The sequence below is a fragment of the Halorussus rarus genome (assembly GCF_003369835.1).
GTDB lineage: Archaea > Halobacteriota > Halobacteria > Halobacteriales > Haladaptataceae > Halorussus > Halorussus rarus.
Map to the genome: position 1 here is coordinate 114,757 of NZ_QPMJ01000004.1, position 23,917 is coordinate 138,673.

The 23,917-nt window shown below is 69.6% G+C and carries 24 protein-coding genes; 14 read left to right on the plus strand and 10 right to left on the minus strand.

Translation table 11 applies throughout. From position 1 onward, the window contains the following. Nucleotides 1-132 precede the first annotated feature (132 nt). The 5 genes from DVR07_RS19215 to DVR07_RS19235 form a co-directional block, all read right to left on the minus strand. Nucleotides 133-1,128, minus strand: a complete 996-nt coding sequence (locus DVR07_RS19215; protein WP_115798939.1) for a sodium:calcium antiporter — start codon at nucleotides 1,126-1,128, stop codon at nucleotides 133-135. Between the two features lie 111 nt (nucleotides 1,129-1,239). Continuing rightward, nucleotides 1,240-3,993 (minus strand): cation-translocating P-type ATPase, encoded by a 2,754-nt coding sequence (locus DVR07_RS19220; RefSeq protein ID WP_115798940.1) that lies wholly within the window; start codon nucleotides 3,991-3,993, stop codon nucleotides 1,240-1,242. Between the two features lie 49 nt (nucleotides 3,994-4,042). After that, the gene (locus tag DVR07_RS19225; protein WP_162829635.1) at nucleotides 4,043-4,294 is read right to left on the minus strand and encodes a hypothetical protein; all 252 of its coding nucleotides are present in this window, start codon (nucleotides 4,292-4,294) and stop codon (nucleotides 4,043-4,045) included. A gap of 290 nt (nucleotides 4,295-4,584) precedes the next feature. After that, nucleotides 4,585-5,154, minus strand: a complete 570-nt coding sequence (locus DVR07_RS19230) for a DUF192 domain-containing protein (protein WP_115798942.1) — start codon at nucleotides 5,152-5,154, stop codon at nucleotides 4,585-4,587. A gap of 32 nt (nucleotides 5,155-5,186) precedes the next feature. Beyond that, nucleotides 5,187-5,663, minus strand: coding sequence for a DUF456 domain-containing protein (locus DVR07_RS19235; protein ID WP_115798943.1), 477 nt, complete (start codon nucleotides 5,661-5,663; stop codon nucleotides 5,187-5,189). A 170-nt stretch (nucleotides 5,664-5,833) separates the two neighbouring features. Here DVR07_RS19235 and DVR07_RS19240 point away from each other — a divergent pair, with 170 nt between their 5' ends. The 4 genes from DVR07_RS19240 (at nucleotide 5,834) to DVR07_RS19255 (ending at nucleotide 8,700) form a co-directional block, all read left to right on the plus strand. Beyond that, nucleotides 5,834-6,724, plus strand: a complete 891-nt coding sequence (locus tag DVR07_RS19240) for a ParA family protein (RefSeq protein WP_115798944.1) — start codon at nucleotides 5,834-5,836, stop codon at nucleotides 6,722-6,724. Beyond that, nucleotides 6,721-7,113, plus strand: coding sequence for a hypothetical protein (locus DVR07_RS19245; protein WP_115798945.1), 393 nt, complete (start codon nucleotides 6,721-6,723; stop codon nucleotides 7,111-7,113). The genes DVR07_RS19240 and DVR07_RS19245 overlap by 4 nt, the downstream gene beginning before the upstream one ends. A gap of 447 nt (nucleotides 7,114-7,560) precedes the next feature. Beyond that, complete coding sequence (locus tag DVR07_RS19250; protein WP_115798946.1) at nucleotides 7,561-7,950, plus strand: hypothetical protein; 390 nt, start codon at nucleotides 7,561-7,563, stop codon at nucleotides 7,948-7,950. An 81-nt stretch (nucleotides 7,951-8,031) separates the two neighbouring features. Then, a complete protein-coding gene (locus tag DVR07_RS19255) occupies nucleotides 8,032-8,700 on the plus strand; it encodes a hypothetical protein (RefSeq protein ID WP_115798947.1) in 669 nt (222 codons plus the stop codon). Between the two features lie 47 nt (nucleotides 8,701-8,747). Here DVR07_RS19255 and DVR07_RS19260 read toward each other — a convergent pair whose 3' ends face one another. Next, nucleotides 8,748-9,041 (minus strand): PadR family transcriptional regulator, encoded by a 294-nt coding sequence (locus DVR07_RS19260; protein WP_115798948.1) that lies wholly within the window; start codon nucleotides 9,039-9,041, stop codon nucleotides 8,748-8,750. Nucleotides 9,042-9,143: 102 nt separating this feature from the next. Beyond that, a complete protein-coding gene (locus DVR07_RS19265; RefSeq protein WP_115798949.1) occupies nucleotides 9,144-9,878 on the minus strand; it encodes a minichromosome maintenance protein MCM in 735 nt (244 codons plus the stop codon). 245 nt (nucleotides 9,879-10,123) lie between these two features. On the opposite strand from DVR07_RS19265, the gene DVR07_RS19270 reads away from it, so the two are divergent. The 9 genes from DVR07_RS19270 to DVR07_RS19310 all read left to right on the plus strand — a co-directional run bounded on the left by DVR07_RS19270 (nucleotide 10,124) and on the right by DVR07_RS19310 (nucleotide 19,595). Continuing rightward, a complete protein-coding gene (locus tag DVR07_RS19270; protein ID WP_115798950.1) occupies nucleotides 10,124-13,129 on the plus strand; it encodes an FAD-binding and (Fe-S)-binding domain-containing protein in 3,006 nt (1,001 codons plus the stop codon). A 224-nt stretch (nucleotides 13,130-13,353) separates the two neighbouring features. Beyond that, nucleotides 13,354-14,562, plus strand: a complete 1,209-nt coding sequence (locus DVR07_RS19275; protein ID WP_205254573.1) for an ABC transporter substrate-binding protein — start codon at nucleotides 13,354-13,356, stop codon at nucleotides 14,560-14,562. Nucleotides 14,563-14,712: 150 nt separating this feature from the next. Continuing rightward, the gene (locus DVR07_RS19280) at nucleotides 14,713-15,663 is read left to right on the plus strand and encodes a branched-chain amino acid ABC transporter permease (RefSeq protein ID WP_115798952.1); all 951 of its coding nucleotides are present in this window, start codon (nucleotides 14,713-14,715) and stop codon (nucleotides 15,661-15,663) included. Then, nucleotides 15,663-16,529, plus strand: coding sequence for a branched-chain amino acid ABC transporter permease (locus DVR07_RS19285; RefSeq protein ID WP_115798953.1), 867 nt, complete (start codon nucleotides 15,663-15,665; stop codon nucleotides 16,527-16,529). Before DVR07_RS19280 ends, DVR07_RS19285 begins: the two co-directional genes overlap by 1 nt. After that, on the plus strand, nucleotides 16,526-17,296 hold the full coding sequence (locus DVR07_RS19290) for an ABC transporter ATP-binding protein (RefSeq protein ID WP_115798954.1): 771 nt from the start codon (nucleotides 16,526-16,528) through the stop codon (nucleotides 17,294-17,296). Before DVR07_RS19285 ends, DVR07_RS19290 begins: the two co-directional genes overlap by 4 nt. Then, complete coding sequence (locus DVR07_RS19295) at nucleotides 17,293-18,000, plus strand: ABC transporter ATP-binding protein (RefSeq protein WP_115798955.1); 708 nt, start codon at nucleotides 17,293-17,295, stop codon at nucleotides 17,998-18,000. The genes DVR07_RS19290 and DVR07_RS19295 overlap by 4 nt, the downstream gene beginning before the upstream one ends. 111 nt (nucleotides 18,001-18,111) lie before the next feature. After that, a complete protein-coding gene (locus DVR07_RS19300) occupies nucleotides 18,112-18,390 on the plus strand; it encodes a DUF7521 family protein (protein WP_115798956.1) in 279 nt (92 codons plus the stop codon). Nucleotides 18,391-18,500: 110 nt separating this feature from the next. Beyond that, nucleotides 18,501-19,271: an HpcH/HpaI aldolase family protein gene (locus DVR07_RS19305; protein ID WP_115798957.1), complete on the plus strand. Its 771-nt coding sequence runs from the start codon at nucleotides 18,501-18,503 to the stop codon at nucleotides 19,269-19,271. A 117-nt stretch (nucleotides 19,272-19,388) separates the two neighbouring features. Beyond that, the gene (locus tag DVR07_RS19310) at nucleotides 19,389-19,595 is read left to right on the plus strand and encodes a hypothetical protein (protein ID WP_115798958.1); all 207 of its coding nucleotides are present in this window, start codon (nucleotides 19,389-19,391) and stop codon (nucleotides 19,593-19,595) included. A 48-nt stretch (nucleotides 19,596-19,643) separates the two neighbouring features. Here DVR07_RS19310 and DVR07_RS19315 read toward each other — a convergent pair whose 3' ends face one another. From DVR07_RS19315 to DVR07_RS19325, 3 genes are all read right to left on the minus strand, one after another. After that, nucleotides 19,644-19,889, minus strand: coding sequence for a CDGSH iron-sulfur domain-containing protein (locus DVR07_RS19315; RefSeq protein ID WP_115798959.1), 246 nt, complete (start codon nucleotides 19,887-19,889; stop codon nucleotides 19,644-19,646). Between the two features lie 85 nt (nucleotides 19,890-19,974). After that, nucleotides 19,975-21,282 (minus strand): oxidoreductase, encoded by a 1,308-nt coding sequence (locus DVR07_RS19320; RefSeq protein WP_240318907.1) that lies wholly within the window; start codon nucleotides 21,280-21,282, stop codon nucleotides 19,975-19,977. A 247-nt stretch (nucleotides 21,283-21,529) separates the two neighbouring features. Then, nucleotides 21,530-22,282 carry a pirin family protein gene (locus DVR07_RS19325; protein ID WP_115798961.1) on the minus strand — a complete coding sequence of 251 codons (753 nt, stop codon included), beginning with the start codon at nucleotides 22,280-22,282 and terminating at the stop codon, nucleotides 21,530-21,532. A 143-nt stretch (nucleotides 22,283-22,425) separates the two neighbouring features. Between DVR07_RS19325 and DVR07_RS19330 the strand changes: the two genes are divergently transcribed. Next, entirely contained in the window at nucleotides 22,426-23,916 is a 1,491-nt protein-coding gene (locus DVR07_RS19330) for an aldehyde dehydrogenase family protein (RefSeq protein WP_115798962.1), read from the plus strand. Nucleotide 23,917 lies beyond the last annotated feature (1 nt).

Below are 23,917 nucleotides of genomic sequence, written 5' to 3' on the forward strand. Positions count from 1 at the left end.
AAGTTGGTGGTTGTGAGCGTCTCTGGCGGCCAATCACGGCATACGGCTGGTGCCGATGTTCTCAGGCACAATTCGAAACTACAGCGCTGGCCATCTACAAACCGAAATATGGTTTATCGTCTCGGGCGACGGTCACCCGCCGGGGAACAGCAGGATGTGACCGGTCAGGAACCCGAAGTAGGCGACCACGAAGGCGGTGGCGTCCCGGCGCCGGAGGACGCCGTCGCTGACGCGGGTGACGTAGACGAACGCACCGACGCCGACCGCGACCATCACCGGCAGATCCCAGAACACGACGGCGGGCGGCACCCGGTAGCCCGAGATGGCGGCGCCGAGTCCGACCCCGACCAGGAGATTCACGACGTTGCTGCCGACGAGCGTCCCGAGCGCCAGCGTCGGTCGATTCCGGCGGACCGACTCGGTGACCGTCGACAGTTCGGGCAGCGCCGAGCCCGCACCGATCGTCACGACTCCGACCAGCGACCCGCCGAGGCCGAGCGACGCGACCAGCACCTCGAGCGCCGCGAGCGCGACGTACGCGCTCGTCATCACGACCGCCAATCCGCCGAGCGCGATAGCGGCGTCGGTCCGCACGTCCGCGTTCTCGACCTCCAGTTCGGCCGGAATCACGGTCCGCTCGCGCCTGTCGTAGGTGTAGTAGAGGTAGACCAGGAACGCTCCGACCAGCAACAGGCCGTCCGGCCGCGAGATCGTCCCGTCGACCGCCAGCGCCAGGGTCAGCGCCGCCGACAGTACCATCGGCACGTAGCTCGACCGCACGAACGACCGCGAGAGGGTCACCCGGCCCGCGCCGAGGAGGAACGCTCCCACGAGCAGCGTCTGCTGAACCACAGACGACCCGACGGTGCCGCCCAGCACGGTCGCCGAGGCGACGGCCGGGTCGAGCGAACCGGTCAGGCTCCCCACCGAGGCGGTGACGTTGGCCGCGATCTCCGGCAGACTGGTTCCGACCGCGACCACGGTCAGCCCGATCACCGCCTCCGAGACGCCGTACCCCTGCGCGACGTTGACCAGCCGCTGGACGGTCACCCGTGCCCCGACCAGCAGCAGATAGAGCGCGACCGCACCCACCAGCACTGCCGCGAGCGTCGTCGTCGTGACTGCCACGCCGTTGTTTCGGCGGACGGGCAGGTAAGCGTTCCTGCGTCGGAGCCGCACCCGCCGTCCCTGGTCGGGACCGCGCCCGCTGTACCAGCTCACGACCTCGCGGCGCCGAATTCACTCCCCGACGAGACGTGCAAGTCCGACCCGGGCCGCCAGCGCGAGGACGACGAACGCGCCGAAGCCCGCGGCGAGCCACGTCCACTCGGTCGCGCCGAGCGCGACCACGCCGAAGGGACTCCGGAGCGGCGTGTACAGCACCGCCAGCTGGAGCGCGAACGTGACCCCGACCGCCGCCAGCAGCCACGGGTTCGAGCCGACCGACAGACCGTAGCGCGACCGAATGAGCTGGATGCGGACCAGCTCGATGACCACCAGGAACGTGAAGAGCACGGTCTGGGCCGCTACCAGCGCGGTGCGGTCGAGGGCGTAGAAGAAGACCGCCAGTCCCGCGACCGCCATCAGGACCGCGATGGTGCCGACCGACGCCAGCACGCGCCGGTTCACGACGCGCTCGCCGGGGTCCCGCGGCGGCCGGTCCATCACGTCGTCGGCCTTCGGGTCGGCACCGAGCGCGAGCGCGGGCAGCCCGTCGGTGACCAGGTTGACCCACAGCAGCATCACCGGGGTGAGCACCACCGCCTCCCTGCCGGCGAACGCCTCGGGGAAGAGCGCGGCGCCGACCAGCGCGCCGAAGAACACCACCAGGACCTCGCCCGCGTTGGCCGACAGCAGGTAGTTGACGAACTTCCGGACGTTGTCGAAGACGCCCCGGCCCTCGGCCACCGCGTCCCGGATGGTGGCGAAGTTGTCGTCACGGAGCACCACGTCGGCGGCGGTCCGGGCCACGTCGGTCCCTCGTCGGCCCATCGCGATCCCCACGTCGGCCCGCTTGAGCGCGGGGGCGTCGTTCACGCCGTCGCCGGTCATCGCCACCGCGTGGTCGCGCTCCTGGAGCGCCCGGAGGATGGCGACCTTGTGGGCCGGAGAGACCCGGGCGAACACCTCCACGTCCTCCACGCACTCGGCCAGTTCGTCGTCCGAGAGCGCCTCGATCTCCGGCCCGGTCAGCGCCCCCTCGGGGTCGAAGCCCAGTTCGGCGCCGATGGCCTTCGCCGTCTCGACGTTGTCGCCGGTCGCCATCACGGTCCGGATGCCCGCCCGCCGGCAGTCGGCGACGGCGTCGGCCACCTCGGGTCTCGGCGGGTCCATCAGCCCCTGGAGACCCACGAACGTGAGGTCGCTCTCCAGTTCGTCGTCGCCGGCCTCGGGGTCGACGCCGTTCTTGCGAGCGAACGCCAGCACCCGCAGCGCGTCGGCGGCGAAGTCCCCGGTCACCGCCAGGATCTCGGCCCGGCGCTCGTCGGTGAGTGCGACCGCCCGCCCGTCGGCCAGCTCGCTCTCGCACCGGTCGAGAATCACCTCGGGCGCGCCCTTGACGTACGCGGTCGGGCCGGATTCCGGGATGGCGTTTTCGCTTCCGCGGCCGTTTTCGTTTTCGTATTTATGTCCGTTTGCGTATTCGTTTGCGTATGCGTTTACATCATTGTCGTCGGCCGGCGCGACCACGGTCATGCGCTTTCGCTCCGACGAGAACGGGACCTCGCGGAGTCGCTCGACGGACTCCGCGACGCCGGCCTCCTCGGCTGCCCGGAGGAGCGCCACCTCGGTCGGGTCGCCCCGATAGCCGTCCGGGCCGCGCTCGGCGTCGTTGCAGACCGCGCCGGTCCTGAGCAGCGCGGCGAGCGCGGGCGGCGTCGGCCCGTCGGCGCGAGTCTCCGCGGCGGCCCGTTCACCGGTGGGCAGTTCGACGACCTCGCCGCCGGCGTAGGCCCGCCGGACAGTCATCTCGTTCTCGGTCAGCGTCCCGGTCTTGTCGGTGACGATAACGTCGACCGAGCCGAGGCTCTCGACCACCGGGAGCCGCCGGACCAGCGCGTTCCGCCGGAGGAGCCGGCGCGACCCGAGCGCCAGCGTGAGCGTGACCACCGCGGGCAGCCCCTCCGGCACCGCGGCCACCGCCAGCGTCACCGCGACCAGCAGGACCGCGACGGGCGACGACCCCGCGACCAGCAACTGCACCGCGGCGACGAACCCGATGATTCCGAGCGTCAGGCCCGCGATGCGCCGGCCGAGCGCGTCGACCTCCTCCTGGAACGGCGTCGGCTGCTCTTCGGTCGACCCGAGCTGCTCGGCGATGGCGCCGACCTCGGTGTCCATCCCGGTCGCCACCGCGACCGCGGTCCCCCGTCCCTGGACCGCGTGGGTGTTCGTGAAGACCATCCCCTCCCGGTCGGCCGGCGGTGCGTCGGGGGCGACGGCATCCGTCGTCTTCTCGACGCTCGCGCTCTCGCCGGTCAGCGCCGACTCGTCGGCGGCGAGCCGCTGGGCGTCGACCAGTCGCCCGTCGGCGGGGATCACGTCGCCCTGCGCGACGAAGAACACGTCGCCGGGCACCACCTCGCGGGCGTCGACCGTCCGCTTCTCGCCGTCCCGGAGCACGGTCGCGTCCGGCGTCGACAGCGACCGGAGCGCCTGGATCGACCGCTCGGTCCGGTAGTCCTGGACGAAGCCGAACAGCCCGTTGGCCAGCAGGATGGCGGCGATGAGCCCGGCCTCGGCGTACTCGGGCGTCTGGCCCGGCAGGAACCCCACGCCGAGCGACAGCGCCGCCGCCACCACGAGCAGGTAGGTCAGCCAGTTCCGGAACTGATCGGCGAACAGGCCCGCGAGCGAGACTCCGTCCCGGTCGCGGATCTCGTTCGGTCCGTACTCCGCGAGGCGTCGCTCGGCCTCGTCGGCGCTCAGCCCCGTCTCGTCGGCGTCGAGTTCGTCGTACACCTCGCTCGGCGGCGCTGCGTGCCAGTCCATGCGGGAACTCCTTCGACTCGACATCGGCCAGCGCCGAAAGTGTACGGGGCTACGCGAGGAGTTCGCCCGAACCCTCGCCCGCATCGGCGACGGCGGGACGGTCCGGAGGCAGCGAGTTCTCCAGCCAGTGGTCGTCCTCGTAGCTGATGCGGTCGGCGGCGTCCGGATCGCGCGTCGCTCGCTCGTGCTGTGGCTCCCCGTACAGCGGGCGCTCGTCGGCGACCGCCTCGGCCGGGTGTTGGCGGGTCCCGTAGTGCGCTCGTTCTACTCTCTGGCTCGCGGGTGTCCGGTCGGTGGTCATCGTCTTCCCCCAGTAGACGTTCGGCACGACACACCGTATCAACCCGGGACGATTCTCGGAGGGCGGGAATCCGTCTCCCACCGACGTTTGCGGTCACGTTTCCGATTTCGAAAACGATTACAGAACCGGGGCTCGCGGCGATCCGTTGCTCGTCCGGAACCGGGTTCGGCCGACACCCGCGGCTCCCAATCGGCCTCGAAAGAATATACCTCGTGTACCCCTACCCGAGGTATTTTTTCGGTGTCACCCATCCTTTAAATGCTTTGTGGTCGGGGATGGTACCGGCGTCGCTACTCCGCCGTCGGCGCCGTTCCGTTGAACACGAGTTCGGTCCCCGGACCCACGCCGGTCCGGTTGGCGAACCCGCGCGGGAGCTCGACGACGTACTTCGCCTTGCCGTCGCTGGGGTAGGTCTCCAGTTCGCTCGTCGACGCGTTCGGCTGGGTCCTCGCGTGCTGGACGTTGAGCACCTCCCCGTCCGGACCGACGAAGATCATGTCCAGCGGAATCAGGGTGTTCTTCATCCAGAACGACACCTGCTGGGCGTTCGGGTAGACGAACACCATCCCGCTGTCGTTCGCGAGCGACTCGCGGTGCATCAGGCCCGACCGGCGCTCCCCGGCCTCGTCGGCGACGCGCAGGCTGACCTTCGCGTTCTCGCCGTTCGGCACGACGAACGTGGCGTTGACGACCCGCTCGACGTCGGTCGTCGTCGGCGCCGGGGTCGTCGTCCGGTCGTCGGCCGTTCCCGTCGAGTTCGGCTCTCCGCCGGCGTCGGTCGTCGTTCCGCCGCCGAGGCCTCCGACGCACCCGCCGAGCAGCACCATCGCCCCCACCAGAAGCGCTGCGTACGTTCTCATGCGTCGAAGTACCCCCCGACCAGATAAAAAGGTTAGAGCGCGACGATGACGAAGCCCACCAGCAGCGAGAGCGTGACGACGAACTGCACGACCGCCGACCCGAGGACCCCCACTGCGGCGTAGGCGGCCGCCCGGGCGCCCCGCCCGGCGCTCCGCGTGCGGTAGAGTTCGGCGGCGAACACCACGGCCGCGACCCCGAGGACCAGCGCGGCAGGTCCGGCGACGAACAGCAGCGGGATGCTGACCACGGACGCGAGAGCGACGGTCTTCGTCGAGGCACCGCCCGCGCCCGCCGCGAGCGCGCCGCCGAACTGGTCGGCGAGGATGGCCGCGATGCCGACGAGCGTGAACGCAGCCAGCGCGAGGAGGCCTGGTACGGCGTAGCCCGTCGACCACCAGTAGAGGTAGATGCCGACCAGCGACAGCCCCGCGCCCGGAACGAGCGGGACGACGCTCCCGGCCACGCCCCCGAGCAGGATCGCCACGGCGACCAGGAAGAACGGGTCCATGCCCCTCGCTTGGACTGTCCGCCGGTTAGCGGTTCCGGCTGCACTGCGTCTTCCGTGCCCTTAGTTTACGTAAACGCAAACGTTACTCCAAACGCAATCGCAAATGTTGTTTCCGATACACGTGTCTGACGAAGGATTAAATGGGTCGTTTGCGTTTGCGCAAACGCAAAATGGCACGCTCCATCCGGGCCTGTACCTTCCTCGACAAGGGCGGTACGGGCAAGACGACCACGGCGGCCCACCTCGGGGTCGCGCTGGCCGAGCAGGGCAACGACGTGCTGCTCATCGACCTCGCGGGCAAGCAGGGCGACCTCGTCAAGCACTTCGGCCGGTGGGAGACCGTCGAGCGCCAGATCGCCGAGGACGACGACTGGCCCAACATCTCCACGGTGTTCCAGGACCAGTGGGGCGCAATCGCCGAGAAGCTTGGCGAGGCCGCGGTCGAGGGGCTCATCCTCGAGACCGACGAGGGCGTCGACCTGATTCCGGCCCACCCGGGCCTCGACGGCCTCGACGCCGAACTGGGCAACATCGACGACGCCCAGGACCGCTACTCCCGGCTCGACGCGTTCCTCGACGAGTACATCGAACCGCTGGGCTACGACGCCGTCCTCATCGACCTGCCGGGGCTGACCAACAACGTCAGCTACAACGGCCTCTGGGCCGCCCGGAACGTCATCGCGCCGGTCGAGATGGGCCCGTTCGAGTCCGAGCAGGCCGAGGCGCTCCGCGCGGACCTCGACAAGATCGGGGCCAACTTCGACGTGGACGTCCGCCTCTCCATGGTGCTGCCGAACAAGGTCGACACCCGGACGAAGCTCGCCGAGGAGTACCTCGCCGACTTCGAGGCGGCCTACCCCGAGGCCTTCGTCGCCTCCCACGTCCCGGTGAGCCAGGACATCCGGAACGCGGCCGAGTCGGGCCGGACCGCGTTCGCGCTCGAGGAGCCCTCGACGACTGCCCGGCGTGCACGCGAAGCGTTCCTCGACATCGCCGAGACGCTGACCGAGCGACTGGAGCGCGCCGAGCCCCGCGCGGCCGCCGGAGGTGAGACCGCGTGAGCGACCCGGATCTCGAGGAGCTCCGCCAGCAGACCCAGCGCACCGACCGACTCGCGGAGTCGGCCGCCGGCGACGACGGGACCGACGACCTGGTCGAGGACCTGGTCGACGCCCTGACCGCCATCGACGAGGGCGACCAGGCCAAGACGTTCGCGGCACGCGACGAGTCGGTGACCGCGCTCCTCACTACCCTGGCCGACCGCGAGGAGGACCTCGAGGCGGTCGGCACCTCCCTCCAGGGCGCGCTGGGCCGGGACGTCGACCGCGACGCGCTCGACCGCAGCGAGATCGTCCGGCTCGCGGTCCGGCTCGGTCTCAGGGAGGCCGCGCCGGAGTACCTCGACCTGCTCGCCGACGCGTCGGCCGAGCACGCCCGTCGGAACTTCTGAGGGCCGTTTCCGGGTTCGTCTTTCGCATCCGTTCTCCGATTTGCATCCGTGTCCGGTTCCGTTTGCGTTTTCGAAAACGCTCACGCACACGTTATCGCTAGTCGATAGTCATTGGGTTGCCCGTCATCGACGACGGTTCGTTTTCCATCTCCGGACCGATGGAACCCTTCTGTCGGACCCGAACGTCGGACCGCGAAGACCTCTATGCGAAAACGTATTCGTTAACGTAATCGTAAATTCCTTCGTAACGGCAACCCCAGTCCTCGAGAGAAACGACGCGGTCCCGAAGGGCCGAGACTCGAACCGTATTCGAACCGATCTGGCGGAAACGCAAACGTAAACGAACACGAAAACGATACCGGAAACGAAACCGGGGCTGCTGCGGCGTTCGTTGTTTTCAGCCGCGCGAGGTAGAGATTGATAAGTGATGGCGACGTACGACCAGTCGTGACCGACGAGGCGCCGACGTTCGACATCCCCCGCCGGCCCGAGCGGACCTACCCCCGCGACGGCGGCGTGGAGTACGAGGGCGGCACCGTCTTCCGGCTCTCGCCCGACGCCGACCGGTCGGAGTCGGACCTGGTCGCGCTCGTCGAGGACGTGCTCGACGGCGACCGGTACACCTTCGGCGACTGGTTCGAACTCCCCGCGCCGGTGTATCTGGTCCACGACGAGCGCCACTCCACCGCGTTCCGGGTCGTGATCCGCCACGGGAGCGTGGAGCTCCACGTCCTCCCCGAGACCGCCCCGGAGGCCCTGGAGGGGATGTACGCCCGCCTCTGCGAGGACGACGACTGCGGCTGGCGCGTCGATTGCGAGACGACGCGGCCGGACTGACGCGCCGGGCCGGCTCGGAACGGGAGGGCGGCGCCCCGCCGCGCGGTAGCTTTTTATCGTCGCCGCGATACCGGACCCGTAATGACCCTTCCCACGACCGACGACGCCCAGTTGCGGACCAGCGACACCGCCCCCGAGATGTGGGAGTTCGCGGAGGACGCCGACCCCGCCGAGGCCCGCCGGGCCTACCCCAGCGGGTGGCTCTGGGTGACCGGCGAGGACGCCGTCCGGTCGCTGCTGATCGCGCTGCTGGACGCCGACCCCGACGCTCGGTACGGCTTCGACGACCTCGCTTCGCGGGCGGACCGCGACGACGCGGCGGTCGAGCGGGCCATCGACGCGCTCATCTCGCTCGGCGTGCTGTTCGCCGACGAGGGGACGTATCGCATCAACGAGCACGCCATCGTCTACCACGCGGCGGGCGAACTCGCGGCTGCCGTCGAGGCGACCGGCGCGCCCGACGACGAGTCGGGCCTGGCGTACCTCGCGCGACTCGAGTCGGTGCGGCTGATGCTCGACGCCCTGCTGGAGGCAGACCTCGACCGGTCGCTGACCCAGGAGGACGTGCATCTACTGACGGGCGTCTCGCGCAAGCGAGTCTGGCTCCACGTCGAGAAGCTGGTCGAACTCGGCGTCCTCGAGGAGTCGGGCGACGAGTACCGCCTCGGTTCCGAGAGTCCCGTCCTGCGGCTGGTGCAGTCGCTCGACGCGGCGGTCGTCGGCGCGACGCTCGCTCCGTCCCACCCCTGAGACGTTCTCGGTCGGTCGTCCCCGATGCCCGCAGTGGGGTCAGTCGCTCAGGCGGTCGCTTCCTGCGGAAGGTCCACGTACTGGGCCTCCCACTCCCGGCGGGCCTCGATCTCGCGAGTGCCCCGGCGCGTCAGCGTGTAGTAGTTGGTGCGGCGGTCGCGCTGGCCCTTCTCGACGAACCCCTTGTCGACGAGGGTGTCGAGGTTCGGGTAGAGCCGGCCGTGGTGGATCTCCTTCTCGTAGTAGTCCTCGAGTTCGTCCTTGATGGCGAGCCCGTGCGGTTCGTCCAGCCCCGCGATGACGTACAGCAGATCTCTCTGGAAGCCTGTCAGGTCGTACATCGTCTCCCCTTTTAGACCGGAACCTTCCTATCGGGAAAAGGATGATGGCCGTTTCGAACTCGCGGAACTGTCACGCCCGCGAGACGGCAGAATCGCCGGACGCTACCGGTTTTGCTCGGTTAAGCATTCCATACTCACCGACTCGACCCAGGTGTCGGCGACCGCCGACTCGTCGGTCCGATTGGCACGTGGGATGCCAACGAGGCGCAAATGGTCGCCGTCCGACACCGCGCCAGCGAGGTCGTGCTCGAGCAGGACCGGCACCTCGTCGTCGCCGTCGGGGTCGCGGACCGTCACCTCCTGGGCGTCGACGTACTCGCTGGCTTCGGGCTCGAAGGAGAGGTAGCCCACCGAACTGCACCGCGGGCACTTGGCGTTGGTCCGGAACTCCCGGCCGGACTGGGGGACGTGGCGGGTCACGTCCTCGCACTTCGCGCACCGGAACGCCGCGCGCACGACCTTGGGGCGGAGCGGCCCCGCGTCGGTGACGACGCAGCGCATCGTGTGGAGGCTGTTGAGGTGCTCCGCGCGGAGGTCCGCGAGCGCGACCTCGCTCTCGCCGGGCAGGTCGCTGACCCGGAGGTAGACGTCCCGGAGCTCCCGGTCGATCTCGCCCGAGAGGAACCGCGACAGCGCGGCCTTGCCCGCGCGCAGCGCCTCGTCGGGGTCCGCGAGCAGCGGCCTGACGAACCGGTAGTCGTGGCCGAACCGCTCGGAGCTCACCGATAGCGCCCGCTCGTCGGGGTAGCGGTCCACGAACCGGCGGACCGTCTCGGTCTCGTCGCGGTACACGTACTCGTACCACTTCTCGGTCAGGTCGCCGCTTCGCGCTGACATGGGGGTGCGTTCCCCCGCGTCGGTCTTTGTTACACGCCACCTGTCCGCGGCGGGACCGGTTTAGCGTGATCCTGCGACCCCGACGCTGCCGGGCGATACCTCAGCCGTTTTCGTTTACGTTTACGCTTCCGTTTCCGAAATCGTGTTCGAAGGCGCATCGGTCTACCGGCAGGTCGGTCGGGGACCGCCCTGCGACGGCGGGCGACACACCCGTCTTTATGGAGTCTCACGTGCCATCACCTCTCATGTCATCTCCCCCCGCGGACGGGTCCGACTTCGAGAGCTACCGGGAGACGGTCGGCGTCGACGCGCCAGACGACGCGGCCCACGCCGACCTCGCCGGGGACCTCCGGTCGGCCTGCGACGGCGATGTCCGGTTCGACGAGTACACGCAGATCCTGTACGCGACCGACGGGAGCATCTACCAGGCCCGACCGGCGGGCGTCGTCTTCCCGACCGATACGGCCGATGTCCAGGCCGCGATGCGGGTGGCGGCCGACCACGACGCGACGGTCCTGCCCCGCGGCGCAGGCTCGTCGCTGGCGGGTCAGGCCGTCGGCTCCGGGTGCGTCGTGCTCGACTTCACCCGGCACATGGACGCGATTCTCGAGGTGGACGCCGACGCCAAGCGAGCGACGGTCCGCCCCGGCGTCGTCCAGGACCACCTCGACGCCCGGCTCGCCGAGGACGGCCTGAAGTTCGCGCCCGACCCGGCGTCGTCGAACCGGGCGACCGTCGGCGGCGGCATCGGCAACAACTCGACCGGCGCCCACTCGGTCCGGTACGGTATCACCGACGCGTACGTCGAGGAGTGCGAGGCGGTGCTGGCCGACGGGACGACGATTCGCGCACGCGAGGTCGAGCTCGACGGGCCCGAGTGGGACGAGATCGTGTCGGGCGACGACCGCGAGGCCGACCTCTACCGGACCGTCCGCGGCCTGGTCGAGGACAACGCCGACGAGATCGAGCGCCGGTATCCCGAGCTCAAGCGGTCGGTGTCGGGGTACAACCTCCACAAGTGCGTGTACGTAAACGAAAACGGAAACGAATGCGTAAACATCGCCAAGCTGCTGGTCGGCGCCGAGGGGACGCTGGGCGTCGTGACCGAAGCGACCCTCTCGCTGGTGTCGAAGCCCGACGAGACCGCCCTGGCGCTGTACTGCTTCGAGGACCTGTTGTCGGCGATGGAGGCCGTCCCGGTCGCGCTCGACTTCGATCCGAGCGCGGTCGAACTGATGGACGACGAGGTGTTCCGGCTCGCCCGGGAGTCGACCGAGTACGCCGAGTACGCCGAACCCATCCCCGACGAGGCGGCGGCCGCCCTGATGCTGGAGTTCGACTCGGAGGTCCGCGACGACCTCGAAGGGGCTATCGCCGAGACCAACGCCGAGTTCGTCCACGCGGGCGCGGCGTTCGACGTGCTGGAGGCCTACGACGACGAGTCCCAGGCGAAGCTCTGGAAGCTCCGGAAGGCCGCCATCCCGCTGCTGATGAGCATGGAGGGCGACCCCAAGCCCTACCCGTTCATCGAGGACGCCTCGGTCCCGCCCGCGGAGCTCGCCGAGTACGTCCAGGGGTTCGAGGGCGTGTTGGAGGCCCACGACACCTCGGCGGCGTACTTCGCCCACGCCGGCAGCGGCACCCTCCACGTCCGGCCGGTGCTGAACCTCAAGGACGCCGAAGGAGTCGAAAAGATGCGTTCCATCGCCGAGGACGTCACCTCGCTCGTGCTCGAACACCACGGGTCGTTCTCGGGCGAGCACGGCGACGGCCTCGCCCGGACCCAGTTCAACCCGAAGCTCTACGGCCCCGACCTCTGGGACGCCTTCAAGCGGCTCAAGACCGCGTTCGACCCCGACTGGCGCATGAACCCCGGCAAGGTCGTCTACCGGGACTCGCCGGACGACTACGGACCGGACTCCGATAGGGCCGTCGGCGCGGACATCCGGGAGAACCTGCGGTACGGCCCGGCCTACTCGTCGCTCGAACCCGCGACCGAGCAGGACTTCTCGGACGACGGGGGCTTCTCGCACCTCGTCGAGCTCTGCAACGGCTGCGGCACCTGCCGCCAGACCGATTCGGAGGTGATGTGTCCCTCCTACCGCGGGATGGACGACGAGATGGCGACCACCCGCGGCCGGGCCAACATGCTCCGGGCGGCCATCTCGGGCGAGCTCCCGCCCGAGGAGATGTACACCGAGCGCTTCCAGAAGGAGGTGCTCGACCTCTGTCTCGGCTGCAAGGGCTGTCAGAGCGACTGCCCGACGGGCGTCGACCTCGCGAAACTGAAGGCCGAAGTCAAGCATCGGTACCACCAGCGCGAGGGCGCGGGCCTCCGCGAGCGACTGTTCGCGGAGGTCGACCGGCTCGCGGCCGTGGGGTCGGCGCTCGCGCCCGTCTCGAACTGGCTGGTCGACCTGCCCGGCTCCGGCGTCGTCGCCGAGAAGGCGCTGGGCATCGCCCGCGAGCGGGACTTCCCCGAGTTCGCCGACCAGTCGTTCGCGGCGTGGTTCGAGGCCCGGGGCGGCCCCCGGATCTCCGCTTCCGAGGCGACCGAGCGCGTCCTGTTCGTTCCCGACACCTACACCAACTACGTCTACCCCGCGACCGGCCGGGCCGCGGTCCAGGTGCTCGAAGCCGCCGGCGTCAGGGTGGAGGTGCCCGACGCCGACCCGAGCGGCCGGCCGGCGTACTCCGAGGGGTTTCTCGACGTCGCCCGCGACCGCGCCCGGTCGAACGTCGACCTGCTGGCGCCCCGGGTCCGCGACGGCTGGTCGGTCGTCTACCCCGAACCGTCCGACGCCGCGATGGTCCAGGACGAGTACCGCGACCTGCTCCCGGACTCGGACGACGTCGACGAGGTCGCCGCCAGCGCCTACGGCGTCTGCGAGTACCTCGACACGCACCACGCCGGCGCGGTCGACTTCGAGGCGCCCGACCGCCGGCTGGCCTACCACGGCCACTGCAATCAGAAGGCGCTGGGTACCGCCGGCCACGCCGCCGCGGTGCTCTCCCGGGCGGGCTACGAGGTGGCCGCGCTCGACTCGGGCTGCTGCGGGATGGCCGGGTCGTTCGGCTACCACGCCGAGCACTACGACCTCTCGCAGTCCATCGGCGACATCCTGCGCGATCAGATCGCCGAGACCGACGCCGACGAGGTGGTCGCGCCCGGGGCGTCCTGCCGGTCGCAGCTCGACACCGAGCGACCGACCCACCCGGTCGAGGCGCTGGCCGCGGCGCTCCCTGACTGACCGACGGACCGACTTTCCCCTCCGAGTAGGGTCTTCGGTACCGGAGTCTCACGGTTTCAGCTCCGGAAGCGGACGTATTTTCCGCCAGTTCGGTTGAACTGTCGGCCGAAACATTCAAAACCTTACGCTCGCCGTGTAGCAAGTAATTAACATTATTAATCATTGGGTTGTCTGCCGGGACGGGTATGTCAAGAAATGGCACGGTACTCGGACGGCGTCGATTCTTGCAACTGACCGGCGGGGCGAGCGCGGTCGGCTTCGCCGGCGTCGGGAGCGCGGTACAGGGGAACGTCCCGATCGGTCACCTGGCGCCGTTCAGCGGGGGGCTCGGCTGGATCGGCCCGAACGCGGAGAAGGCCGTGGCGCTGGCCCTCTCGGAGGTCAACGAGGCCGGTCTACTCGACGGCCGGCAGGTGAGCATCAACCGACAGGACAGCGAGACCAACCCGCAGGCCGCGCTGTCGGCGTTCCAGACCCTCGACAGTCAGGGGGTCGTCGCGGTCATCGGGCCGTCCAGTTCGGTGATGCCGAACCTGGTCCAGCCGGCCCAGGACGCCCAGCTCCCGTTGATATCGACGATGGCGGGCACGCTGCAGCTCGACGACGTCGGCGGCGAGTACATCTGGCGGACCGTCCCGAGCGACAGCATCGGCGGCCGGGCCCAGGGCGCGTACGCGGTCGACCAGGGGTGGGAGCGGATGGCCCTGACGTTCAAGAACGACAAGGGCTCCCAGAGCTTCTCGGCCGCCGTCGGCGAGTTCTTCCAGTCGCAGGGCGGGCAGTTGGTCTCCGAGACCCCGCTCGCGCTCAACGCCGACTCCTACCGCAGCGAGATCAACACGATCCAGAACTCGAACCCGGACGTCATCTCGATGACGGCCGGGACGGAGGTCTCGAGCCTGTTCATCCAGAACTACCGCGAACTCGGCGTCGAGACGCCGCTGCTGTTGAGCAACGACGTCATCACGCCGGACTTCATCGAGCAGATGGGCGCCGACACGATGGACGGGATGCTCGGCCAGGCGCCGGCGCCGGGACCGGCGTTCGACCAGTTCGCACAGAAGTACCAGCAGATGCACGACGAGCAGCCGGGCACGTTCAGCGACTCGTCGTACGACGCGATGAACCTCATCGCGCTGGCCATCGAACAGGCCGGCGAGGCCTCGCGGCAGGCGGTCGCACAGAACCTCCGTAGCGTCGGCACGCCGCCGGGCCAGAAGGTCACGACGTTCCAGGAGGGCAAGCAGGCGCTCGCGAACGGGAACGAGATCAACTACCAGGGTGCGTCCAACCCGCAGAACTTCGACGAGAACGGCAACGTCGTGGGGCCGTTCTCGATAGTCCGGGTCGAGAACGGCGAGTGGACCGAGGTGGAGACGTTCTCGACGTCCGAACTCACCCAGGGCGACGGGGCGACGACGACCACGGCGTAGGCGAACCCGCGTCGCTTTTCTTTCCATGCCACGTCAACACCTCGACACCTCGACGACGGACTGCACCGGAGACCAACCGCTGTACCGGCCGACACGGGACGCGAGCGAACGGGCCCCGGGGACGCCGCCTCACGCGCGGGGGACGAAGCGATGGCTGTAGGCAGTCTCGTCCTGCTGGTGGCGACCATCATGGGCATCTACTCGCTGCTCGCCATCGGGCTCAACATGCACTGGGGCGACACCGGCCTGCTGAACTTCGCCCACGCCGCCTTCTTCGCCATCGGGGCGTACACCTCGGCCATCCTGACGACCCAGCCCGAGACCGGCCTCCTGGCCACCCGGACCGTGGGCGCCAGCCTGCCGATACCGGTGGGTATCGTCGCGGGAACGGCGCTCGCTGCGGTCGCGGGCGTTCTCATCGCGGTCACGAGCGTCAGACTCGAGGGCGACTACCTCGCGATGGTGACCCTGAGCTCGGCCGAACTCATCCGGCTCGTCATCCACAACGAGGGGTGGCTGACCTCCGGCGCCCAGTCGCTGAAGGGCATCCAGCGCCCGCTTGAGGGCGCGGTCCCACTCCGGTACGACGTCTTCTACTTCCTGCTGGTCGTGGCGGTGCTCGCGGCGAGCTACCTCGTGTTCCGGCGTCTCGCGGGAAGTCCCTTCGGTCGGGTGCTCCACGCAGTTCGGGAGGACGAGGACGTCCCGCTCGCGCTCGGCAAGGACACCACGTGGTTCAAGCTCAAGTCGTTCGGCCTCGGCGCGGCCATCGCCGGCCTCGCCGGGGGTCTCTGGGCCCACTACGTCTACGCCATCACGCCCAGCATGTTCCTGCCGAACATCACCTTCACCATCTGGGCGGCGGTCATCATCGGCGGCGCGGGGAGCTACCTCGGCGCGATCGTCGGCACGGTGTTCATCGTCGGCATCCGCCAGATCACCCGGTTCGTCCCGTCGGACGTCCCGTTCGCCAGCGACCTGCCGTACATCCGGCTGGTGGTCATCGGCGTCCTGCTCATCGCGGTGCTGTACTACCGTCCGTACGGGCTGCTCGGCGACGAGGAGCGCATGCTCGCGGGAACCGAGGAGGGGGCCGACTGATGGCGGCGTTCGACCCGCAGTTCCTCTGGAACGGGCTGGTCGTCGGCAGCATCATCGCGGTCGCGGCGCTCGGCCTGACGCTCATCTTCGGCATCCTCAACTTCATCAACATCGCCTACGGCGACTACATGGCGCTGGGCGCCTACGTCGCGTTCGCGGCCAACGTCCAGTACGACCTCAACATCGTGGTCGCCGCGCTGCTGGGCATGGTCGGGATGGCGGTCGGCGCGCTCGTCCTGGACAAGCTCGTCTTCGAGCGGTTCCGCTCGCGGAGCGCCATCGTCCTGCTGGTGGTCTCCATCGGGCTGGCGTTCGTCCTCCGGAACCTGATACGCATCGTCTGGGGGACGGGGAACCGCCGGTTCAGCGGCCCCATCGAGGCGGCCCCGCAGGTCCTCGGCGTCCGGATGCTCCCCGACCAGGTCGCCATCCTCGTCATCAGCGTCGCCATCCTCGCCGGGACCTACGTCCTGCTCCGGCGGACGAGGATCGGCATCGCCATGCGCGCCGCCTCGGACGACACGGACCTCGCCCGGGTGCGGGGCATCGACACCGAGCGGCTGGTGACCTACGTCTGGCTCGCGGGCGGGGCCATCGCGGGCATCGCGGGCATCCTGCTGGGGCTGGACGCCCAGATCCGGCCGAACATGGGGTTCACCTCGCTCATCCCAATCTTCGCCGCGGTCATCCTCGGCGGCATCGGCGACCCGATCGGCGCGGTCGCCGGCGGCTACGCAATCGGGGTCACCCAGGAGCTCAGCGTGATGGTCATCCCCTCGGAGTACAAGCCCGCGATCGGTCTGCTGCTGCTCATCATCGGGCTGCTGTCGCGGCCAGAGGGGCTGTTCGGGGAGGCGACCCGATGACCGACCCCATCCTCCGGGCCGAGAACCTCCGGAAGTCGTTCGGCGGTCTGGTCGCGGTCGACGACGCCTCGTTCACGGTCGAGGAGGGCACCATCGTCGGGCTCATCGGTCCGAACGGCGCGGGCAAGTCGACGACCTTCAACCTGCTCTCGGGCTTCCACGACCTCGACGCCGGCGAGGTCGTCTTCGAGGGGGAGTCGGTCACCGGGCTCTCGCCCGACGAGCGCGCCCAGCGGGGCATGGTCCGGACGTTCCAGATAACGCGGGAGCTCACGGGGATGCGGGTCACCTCGAACATGCTGCTTGCCGCGCAGGACCACCCCGGGGAGAAGGTCCTGCCCGCGCTCCTCAACACCGACTCGGTCGAGACGCGGGAGGCCCAGGCGCGCGAGCGGGCCGAGGAGCTGCTGGAGTTCCTCGACCTCGGGGAACTCCGCGACGAGTACGCCGGCAACCTCTCGGGCGGCCAGCGCAAGCTGCTCGAACTCGGTCGGGCGCTGATGGCCGACCCCGACCTGCTCCTGCTCGACGAGCCGATGGCCGGGGTGAACCCGGAGCTGACCGACCGGCTGCTCGCGCGCATCGACGACCTCCAGTCCGAGGAGGGGATGACGTTCGTCATCGTCGAGCACGACATGGACGTCATCATGTCGATCAGCGACAAGGTCATCGGGATGCACAACGGCGAGGTGCTGTCGGTCGGGACGCCCGACGAGGTCAGGAGCGACGACCGGATGCTCGAGGCCTACCTGGGGGGAACCGCGTGACGCTGCTCGAGGTCTCGGACGTCGAGAGCGGCTACGGCGACGTCCTGGTCATCCACGGCGTCGACCTCGCGGTGGCCGACGGCGAGATGGTCTCCGTCATCGGCCCGAACGGCGCGGGCAAGTCCACGCTGCTGAAGACCGTCGCGGGGCTGCTGCCGGCCCGGTCGGGGACGGTCCGGTTCGACGGTGAGGACATCACAGGCGTGCCCGCCGAGGAGATCATCTACCACGGCATCTGCTACGTCCCCCAGACCACCAACATCTTCGGCAAGCTGACGGTGCGCGAGAACCTGCTGATGGGCGCGTGGGCGCTCGACGAGGCTGCGTTCGAGGACCGGGTCGAGCGCGTCTACGACCGTTTCCCGGTGTTGGAGGAGCGACCGAACCAGCGCGCCGAGACCATGAGCGGGGGCCAGCAGCAGATGCTGGCGATGGGCGCGGCGCTGATGCTGGACCCCGACCTGCTAATCCTCGACGAACCGTCCGCCGGCCTGGCCCCCCAGCTCATCGACGGCGTCTTCGAGAAGATCGGCGACATCAACGACGACGGGACCGCGGTGCTGATGGTCGAGCAGAACGCCCGCCGCGCGCTCCGGGAGGCCGACCGCGGCGTCGTCCTCGATATGGGCGAGGACCGCTTCGAGGGGACCGGCGAGGAACTGCTGGAGTCCGAGGAGATCGCGGAACTGTACCTGGGGTCGTGACCGGGCCCACCGCCTCGCGGTCGGCCGACCGCCGCGGATCTCGATTCTCTCCGGTGATAATCACTGGCTAACTTTAAACGTCTGGGCTGTGAACTGCCTGTCAGTAGCGAAATGCAACCGATGGAAATCGCCTACGTGGTCCTCAGCGTGACCCTGGTAGTCGTGGGCCTGACGCTGGTCGGCATGGCGGCACGGGCCTACATCCAGACGGAGAATCGAGCGATGCTGCTGCTGTCGATCGGCTTCTCGTTCGTCGTGGCCGCGGCGGTCGCGACCACCTTCAGCGCGTTCCTGACCGACTTCTCCCGGAGCCGACTCCTGCTGACGGTCAACTACGCGGTCACGACGATCGGCTACGTCTTCATCGTGTCGAGCGTCAGGGCGCAGTAGCGCGCCCGCGAACCGGAACCGTCGCACTTCCACGAAGCCCCTCCTCTTCTCTGTCGCGCCGGTCTGCCGCCTCGGAAACCTACTTGCCGCGGGGCGTCCTGGGTCCGTCCATGACCGACACGCCGGAGTTCAAGCGACGGCTCGCCGACCGCGACCCCGTGGTCGGCCACTGGCTCTCGGTCGGCCACCCCGCGGTCGCCGAGGTCTGTGCCCGCGAGGCCGACTTCGCGGTGATCGACACCGAGCACGCGCCGACCGACCTCGAATCAGTGGCGAACGTCGCCCGGGCGGTCGAGGCCGCCGGCGACTGCTCCCTGCTCGCCCGGGTGGCGTGGAACGACCCCGTGCGAATCAAGCGGATACTCGACACCGGCGTTTCCGGTGTCCTCGTCCCGATGGTCGAGACCGAAGCCGAGGCCCGCGAGGCGGTCGAGGCGACGCGCTATCCGCCAGAGGGCGTCCGGGGAATCGCGGCCTCGCGGGGCAACGACTACGGCCGGGACCTGACCGACCAGGTCGAGAGCGCCGGCGACCACCTCGCGACCGTCGTGCAGGTCGAGACCGAGCGCGCGGTCGAGAACGCCGGCGACATCGCCGGCGTCGAGGGCGTCGACGCCCTGCTGGTCGGGCCGGCCGACCTCTCGGGGTCGCTCGACGCCTTCGGCGAGTACGACGCCGAGCCGTTCCGCGGGGCGGTCGAGCGCGTGCTCGACGCGGCCCACGCCGAGGACGTCCCGGTCGGGACGCTGGCGACCGGCGACGACGACATCCGGCGCTGGGCCGAGTACGGGTACGACTACCAGATCGTCGGCGTCGACGCGGGCTACCTCGAGACGGGCGCCGAGCGCGCCCGGCAGACCTTCGAAGAGTCGATGAAATGACGGGGAAGCAGTCCGGCGCTTCGACGCCCGACCTGACCTGCTACCGGTGCGGCGGGACGGCCGCGTTCCCGGACCGCAAGCGCTGCGAGTGCGGAGAACTGCTCTGGTTCGACACCGATGAGCGAATCTCATCGAGCCGTCGGACGCAGTCCGACGATACGGAAGAGTCGGCGGCTCTCGGCGCGGGGCGACCTCGCGGCCGACGACGAGGTGGTCGCCGTGCTCACCGGAACCGGACTCCGGGAACTGGACGCCGGGAGCCAGCGCCCCGAGACCGTCGCGCTCGACGACCTGCCCGACAGGCTCCGGTCGCTCGCCGGGTAGCGGAGTTGTGTCGGCACGGCGAAGGAGTCAGACGCCGGCACCCCGGACCTACTCGCTCTCGTCGGCGTAGATGACCTCCACGATCTCGCGGCGGTCGCCGTCCGGGTCGTCGCTCTCGTACTTGTACCGGACGCCCTCGGCCTCGTCCTCGGTGGCGCGGTGCGAGCCGTCGCAGAAGGGGTAGTCCTCCGAGAGGCCGCAGAGGCAGACCGCGACGTCGCCCTTCTCGTCGTCGATGTCGCTCTCGTCGAGTTTGAGCGGCCCGGTGGCCTCGTGCGTGACTTCGCGTGTCATGTGCCCGGTTGGCACCGGAACGTCCTAACCCTTGCTCCGTCTCTCGCTTCCGTCGCTCGCCCTCGCCGGCCCGCAAGGCTTCGGATTACTCCCGCTCGTAGGCGCCCTGTCGCTCCAGCTCCCCGCGCTCGGCCAGCACCTCCGGGGTCCGACAGACGCCGGGCGCGCCGGCGACCTGCGGGACGGTGCAGTTGTTGCAGTTCTCGCAGACGACTTCGGCCTCGCTGCAGTCCAGGAGCCTGGCGGGGAGCCGGGGTTCGGCGTAGAACGGCCGGGCCATCCCCACCGCGTCGCAGACCGGCTCCCCGCCGTCGGCGCCCAGCAGGTCGTCGATCTGCTCGCGGGTCCGGACGCCGCCCTCCAGCAGGACCGGCACCGACACCGCCTCGCGCGCCCGCCGCGCCAGGTCGGCGTTCCACGCCGGCTCGAAGCCGTAGGCGAGCCCTTCCGCCCAGTTGGCGGCCGCGACCAGCGCGGCCTTCCACCGGCTGCCGAACGCCGCGACGTACCCCTCGCGGAACTGCTCGTCGCGCCACGCCCGCTCGGGGAACCGGCCGCGGACGATGCTCATGTCCCAGAACGTCGAGACCCGGACCGGCGCGACCGCGTCGTAGCCGATGCGGTCGAGTCGCGCACAGAGGTCGACCGCGTCGTCGGCGGTGAGCCGCCGCCGGACGAACGGCGGCGCCTCGGTCTCGGCGGGCACCTTGGTCACCAGCGGGACGTCGCCGGCCCGCGACCGGACCTCGTCGTGCACCGCCTCGAAGAACCGGACGCCCTCGGCGAACTCGTCGCTCCGGCGGTTGTAGAACGGCGAGAGGAACTGCTGGAGGATGCCCATGTTCGCCCCGCCGAGGTGGACGCCGTCGTAGCCCGCGTCCACGGCGTTGGCGGCGCACCGCCCGAAGTCGGCCGCGAGCTCGTACACCTCGTCGGTCGAGAGGACGCGGACGTCGAGGTCGAGGAATCCGAGCCGGTCGGCGAGCCGCAGGGGCCGCGGCGGCCCGGACACCGCGAGCTGGGTCAGGTCGGGGTTCGCCCGGCGATAGCCCTCGTGCCAGGTCTCCAGGCTCCGGAGGCCGCCGTGGTCGAGCTGGACGAAGACGCGGCCGCCGTGGTCGTGGACGGCGTCGGTGAACGACGAGAGGGTTTCGGCGAACTCCGGGTCCGCGAGGCTCGTCATCGACGGCGCGACCCGTCCCCCGGTCTCGCGGACCGGCGACGCCCCCTGGAAGACCAACCCCGCCCCGGCGGCCGCGGCGGGCTCGAGCTCGGCCGCGAGGACGTCGGCTGCGTCCGGCCCCTCGCCGGCGCACTCGAGGAGCGGCGCGCGGTAGAGCCGGTTCGGGAGTTCGACGCCGCCGATTTCGAGGGCAGATTCGAGTTCGGGCACGCTGTGTCGAGACTTCGACGCGTTCCCGGTAAAGCGTTGGGCCCGGGAGGCACATTTACTATTCGGTAAAAATTTACCGAGGCAGTCCGTAGTGGCGCTCGGCATCGGCGCGATGCCCCGGAGGAGCGGCCGACGGGCGAGCGAGTCCCGGCGGTCTACGGTCGAGGTATTCTACCGATCTCCCGTCTGCCGCTCCCGAGGGACGTTTCTGACGCAGGAAAGGTCTGGAGACTCAGCGAGCGCGCTGCTACAGCACGAACGGTCCGCGCTGGCGGATGGGCTCGCCGTGGGGCCGACCGGAGACGGCGACGACGCGGAGTCCGTCGTCGGTATCGAGGCCGACCGCCCGGTCGTCGGTGACCGGCAGAACGTCGCCCTCGGCGAACGCGTTCCCGTCGACCGTCCCCTCGCCGGCGACGCCGTAGACGAACCCGGACCAGTCCGTCGGCGTCGACCAGGACCAGGCGTCGGTCACGCTGACGTCGAGGTACTCCATCGGCGTGCGGAGCGAGAGCGGCGACCCCTCGCCGACGACCGTCGTCACTGTCGCGCCGTCGCGCTCCTCGGTCGGCAGGGCCGCGGGGTCGGCGTCCGCGTAGTCGGGTTCGGCGTCCTTCTCCTCGCGCGCGAGGTTCACCCAGAGCTGGAGGCCGTTGCAGGCCGCGCCGTCGGCCGGCATCTCGGAGTGTTCGATGCCGCGGCCCGTCGTGATGCGCATGGCCGCGCCCTCGCGCGCGGTGTGCGAGACGCCCAGCGAGTCCTCGTGGGCCATCCCGCCGTCGAGCATGTACGAGACGATCTCGAAGCCGCGGTGCGGGTGGGTCGGGAACCCGGTGTCGGGCTCGATGTAGAACCGCTCGAAGAGGACGAAGGGATCGAGGTTGTGGGGGTAGTTGCTCGTCGGGAACGCCCGGTTGGAGCTCACTCCCGTCCCGTGTCGGACAGTCTCGCCGGCCACCGGACCGCGGCGGTCCCCGCTCGTCGAATCGGACTGGCTCATACCGTCGCTTGGCTTACCATCCGGTAAAGCCTGTCGGAGGCGGTGAGGTTCCCCGAATTCCACCCTCGTCCGCGACGGGCGAACCGGTCGCCCTCTCCGCGTTCGTATCCCTTTTACGTCGTTCTACCAAACGGTAAACGCACATGACGAACGACCTCACGATAGACGCCGACTGGAACGCGCTCTACGTCGACGGCGAGTGGACCCCGAGCGGCAGCGGAGAGACACTGGCCGACGAGGACCCCTCGACCCGCGAGGTCGTCGCGGAGGTCCCCGCGGCGACCGAGGGAGACGTCGACGACGCGTACGAGGCCGCCGCGGCCGCCCAGGAGGAGTGGGCCGAGCAACCGCCCGCGCGGCGACAGGCGGTCGTCCAGGAGTTCCTGCAGGTCCTCCAGGAACGCGCCGACGAGATCGCAGAACTGCTGGCGTACGAGGTCGGCGGGTCGCCCATCATGGGCGAGACGTCCGTCCAGATCGCCTCCGACCACGCCGCCGAGGCCGCGACGCTCCCCCGCCGGATGAAGGGCGAGCACGCCGACTCGAACATCCCGGGCAAGGAGAACGTCGTCCAGATTCGGCCGAAGGGCGTGGTCACGGTCATCTCGCCGTGGAACTTCCCGCTGAACCTCTCGATGCGGGCGGTCGCGCCGGCCATCGCCGCCGGCAACAGCGTCGTCCTCAAGCCCTCGACGAACTCGCCCATCACGGGCGGCCTGCTGTTCGGCAAGCTGTTCGAGGAGACCGACCTCCCCGAGGGCGTGCTCAACGTCGTGACGGGCAAGGGCTCGGAGATCGGCGACCGGGTCGCGAGTCACCCCGAGAGCGACGTCGTCTCGTTCACGGGCTCGACCGAGGTCGGCCGGCGCGTCGCGGGCCTCGCAGGGCAGAATCTCGCGGTGCCGGCGATGGAGCTCGGCGGCAACAACGCGTTCGTCGTCACGGAAGACGCCGACCTCGACCGGGCCATCGACAGCGCGACCTTCGGCTCGTTCGTCCACCAGGGCCAGGTCTGCATCTCCATCAACCGCCACATCGTCCACGCGGACGTGTACGACGAGTACGTCGACCGACTCGTCGAACGGGCCGAGAGCCTGCCGACCGGGAGCGCCCACGACGAGGACACGGTCGTCGGCCCCATCATCGACGAGTCCCAGCGCGACGAGATGCTCGACTACGTCGAGCGCACCGTCGACGCCGGGGCCACCCTGGAGACCGGCGGCGAGACCGTCGACATCGACGGCGCCGACGACTCGCTGGTCGTCGCGCCCACGGTCCTGTCGGACGTGACCAACGACATGGCCGCGGCCTGTAACGAGCACTTCGGTCCAATCGCGCCGGTCATCCCGTTCTCGGACGTCGACGAGGCGGTCGAGATCGCCAACGACACCGAGTACGGGCTGTCGGGCGCTGTCCACGCCGGCGACCTCGCGACCGGCAAGCGCATCGCCGAGCGCATGGAGACGGGCAACGTCCACGTCAACGACCAGCCGATCAACGACGAGGCCCACGTCCCGTTCAGCGGGACGAAGGCCTCCGGCGTGGGCACCTACAACAGCGACGCGTTCCTCGACGAGATCACCGAGACCAAGTGGATCTCGCTCCAGCACGAGCCCCGCGACTACCCCTTCTAAC

Bases quoted from the DNA above. Each gene is read 5' to 3' on its own strand.
- DVR07_RS19220 (WP_115798940.1), bottom strand. From the start codon at position 3,993: ATGGACTGGCACGCAGCGCCGCCGAGCGAGGTGTACGACGAACTCGAC.
- DVR07_RS19225 (WP_162829635.1), bottom strand. From the start codon at position 4,294: ATGACCACCGACCGGACACCCGCGAGCCAGAGAGTAGAACGAGCGCAC.
- DVR07_RS19230 (WP_115798942.1), bottom strand. From the start codon at position 5,154: ATGAGAACGTACGCAGCGCTTCTGGTGGGGGCGATGGTGCTGCTCGGC.
- DVR07_RS19235 (WP_115798943.1), bottom strand. From the start codon at position 5,663: ATGGACCCGTTCTTCCTGGTCGCCGTGGCGATCCTGCTCGGGGGCGTG.
- DVR07_RS19240 (WP_115798944.1), top strand. From the start codon at position 5,834: ATGGCACGCTCCATCCGGGCCTGTACCTTCCTCGACAAGGGCGGTACG.
- DVR07_RS19255 (WP_115798947.1), top strand. From the start codon at position 8,032: ATGACCCTTCCCACGACCGACGACGCCCAGTTGCGGACCAGCGACACC.
- DVR07_RS19260 (WP_115798948.1), bottom strand. From the start codon at position 9,041: ATGTACGACCTGACAGGCTTCCAGAGAGATCTGCTGTACGTCATCGCG.
- DVR07_RS19265 (WP_115798949.1), bottom strand. From the start codon at position 9,878: ATGTCAGCGCGAAGCGGCGACCTGACCGAGAAGTGGTACGAGTACGTG.
- DVR07_RS19270 (WP_115798950.1), top strand. From the start codon at position 10,124: ATGTCATCTCCCCCCGCGGACGGGTCCGACTTCGAGAGCTACCGGGAG.
- DVR07_RS19280 (WP_115798952.1), top strand. From the start codon at position 14,713: ATGGCTGTAGGCAGTCTCGTCCTGCTGGTGGCGACCATCATGGGCATC.
- DVR07_RS19285 (WP_115798953.1), top strand. From the start codon at position 15,663: ATGGCGGCGTTCGACCCGCAGTTCCTCTGGAACGGGCTGGTCGTCGGC.
- DVR07_RS19290 (WP_115798954.1), top strand. From the start codon at position 16,526: ATGACCGACCCCATCCTCCGGGCCGAGAACCTCCGGAAGTCGTTCGGC.
- DVR07_RS19300 (WP_115798956.1), top strand. From the start codon at position 18,112: ATGCAACCGATGGAAATCGCCTACGTGGTCCTCAGCGTGACCCTGGTA.
- DVR07_RS19305 (WP_115798957.1), top strand. From the start codon at position 18,501: ATGACCGACACGCCGGAGTTCAAGCGACGGCTCGCCGACCGCGACCCC.
- DVR07_RS19310 (WP_115798958.1), top strand. From the start codon at position 19,389: ATGAGCGAATCTCATCGAGCCGTCGGACGCAGTCCGACGATACGGAAG.
- DVR07_RS19315 (WP_115798959.1), bottom strand. From the start codon at position 19,889: ATGACACGCGAAGTCACGCACGAGGCCACCGGGCCGCTCAAACTCGAC.
- DVR07_RS19325 (WP_115798961.1), bottom strand. From the start codon at position 22,282: ATGAGCCAGTCCGATTCGACGAGCGGGGACCGCCGCGGTCCGGTGGCC.
- DVR07_RS19330 (WP_115798962.1), top strand. From the start codon at position 22,426: ATGACGAACGACCTCACGATAGACGCCGACTGGAACGCGCTCTACGTC.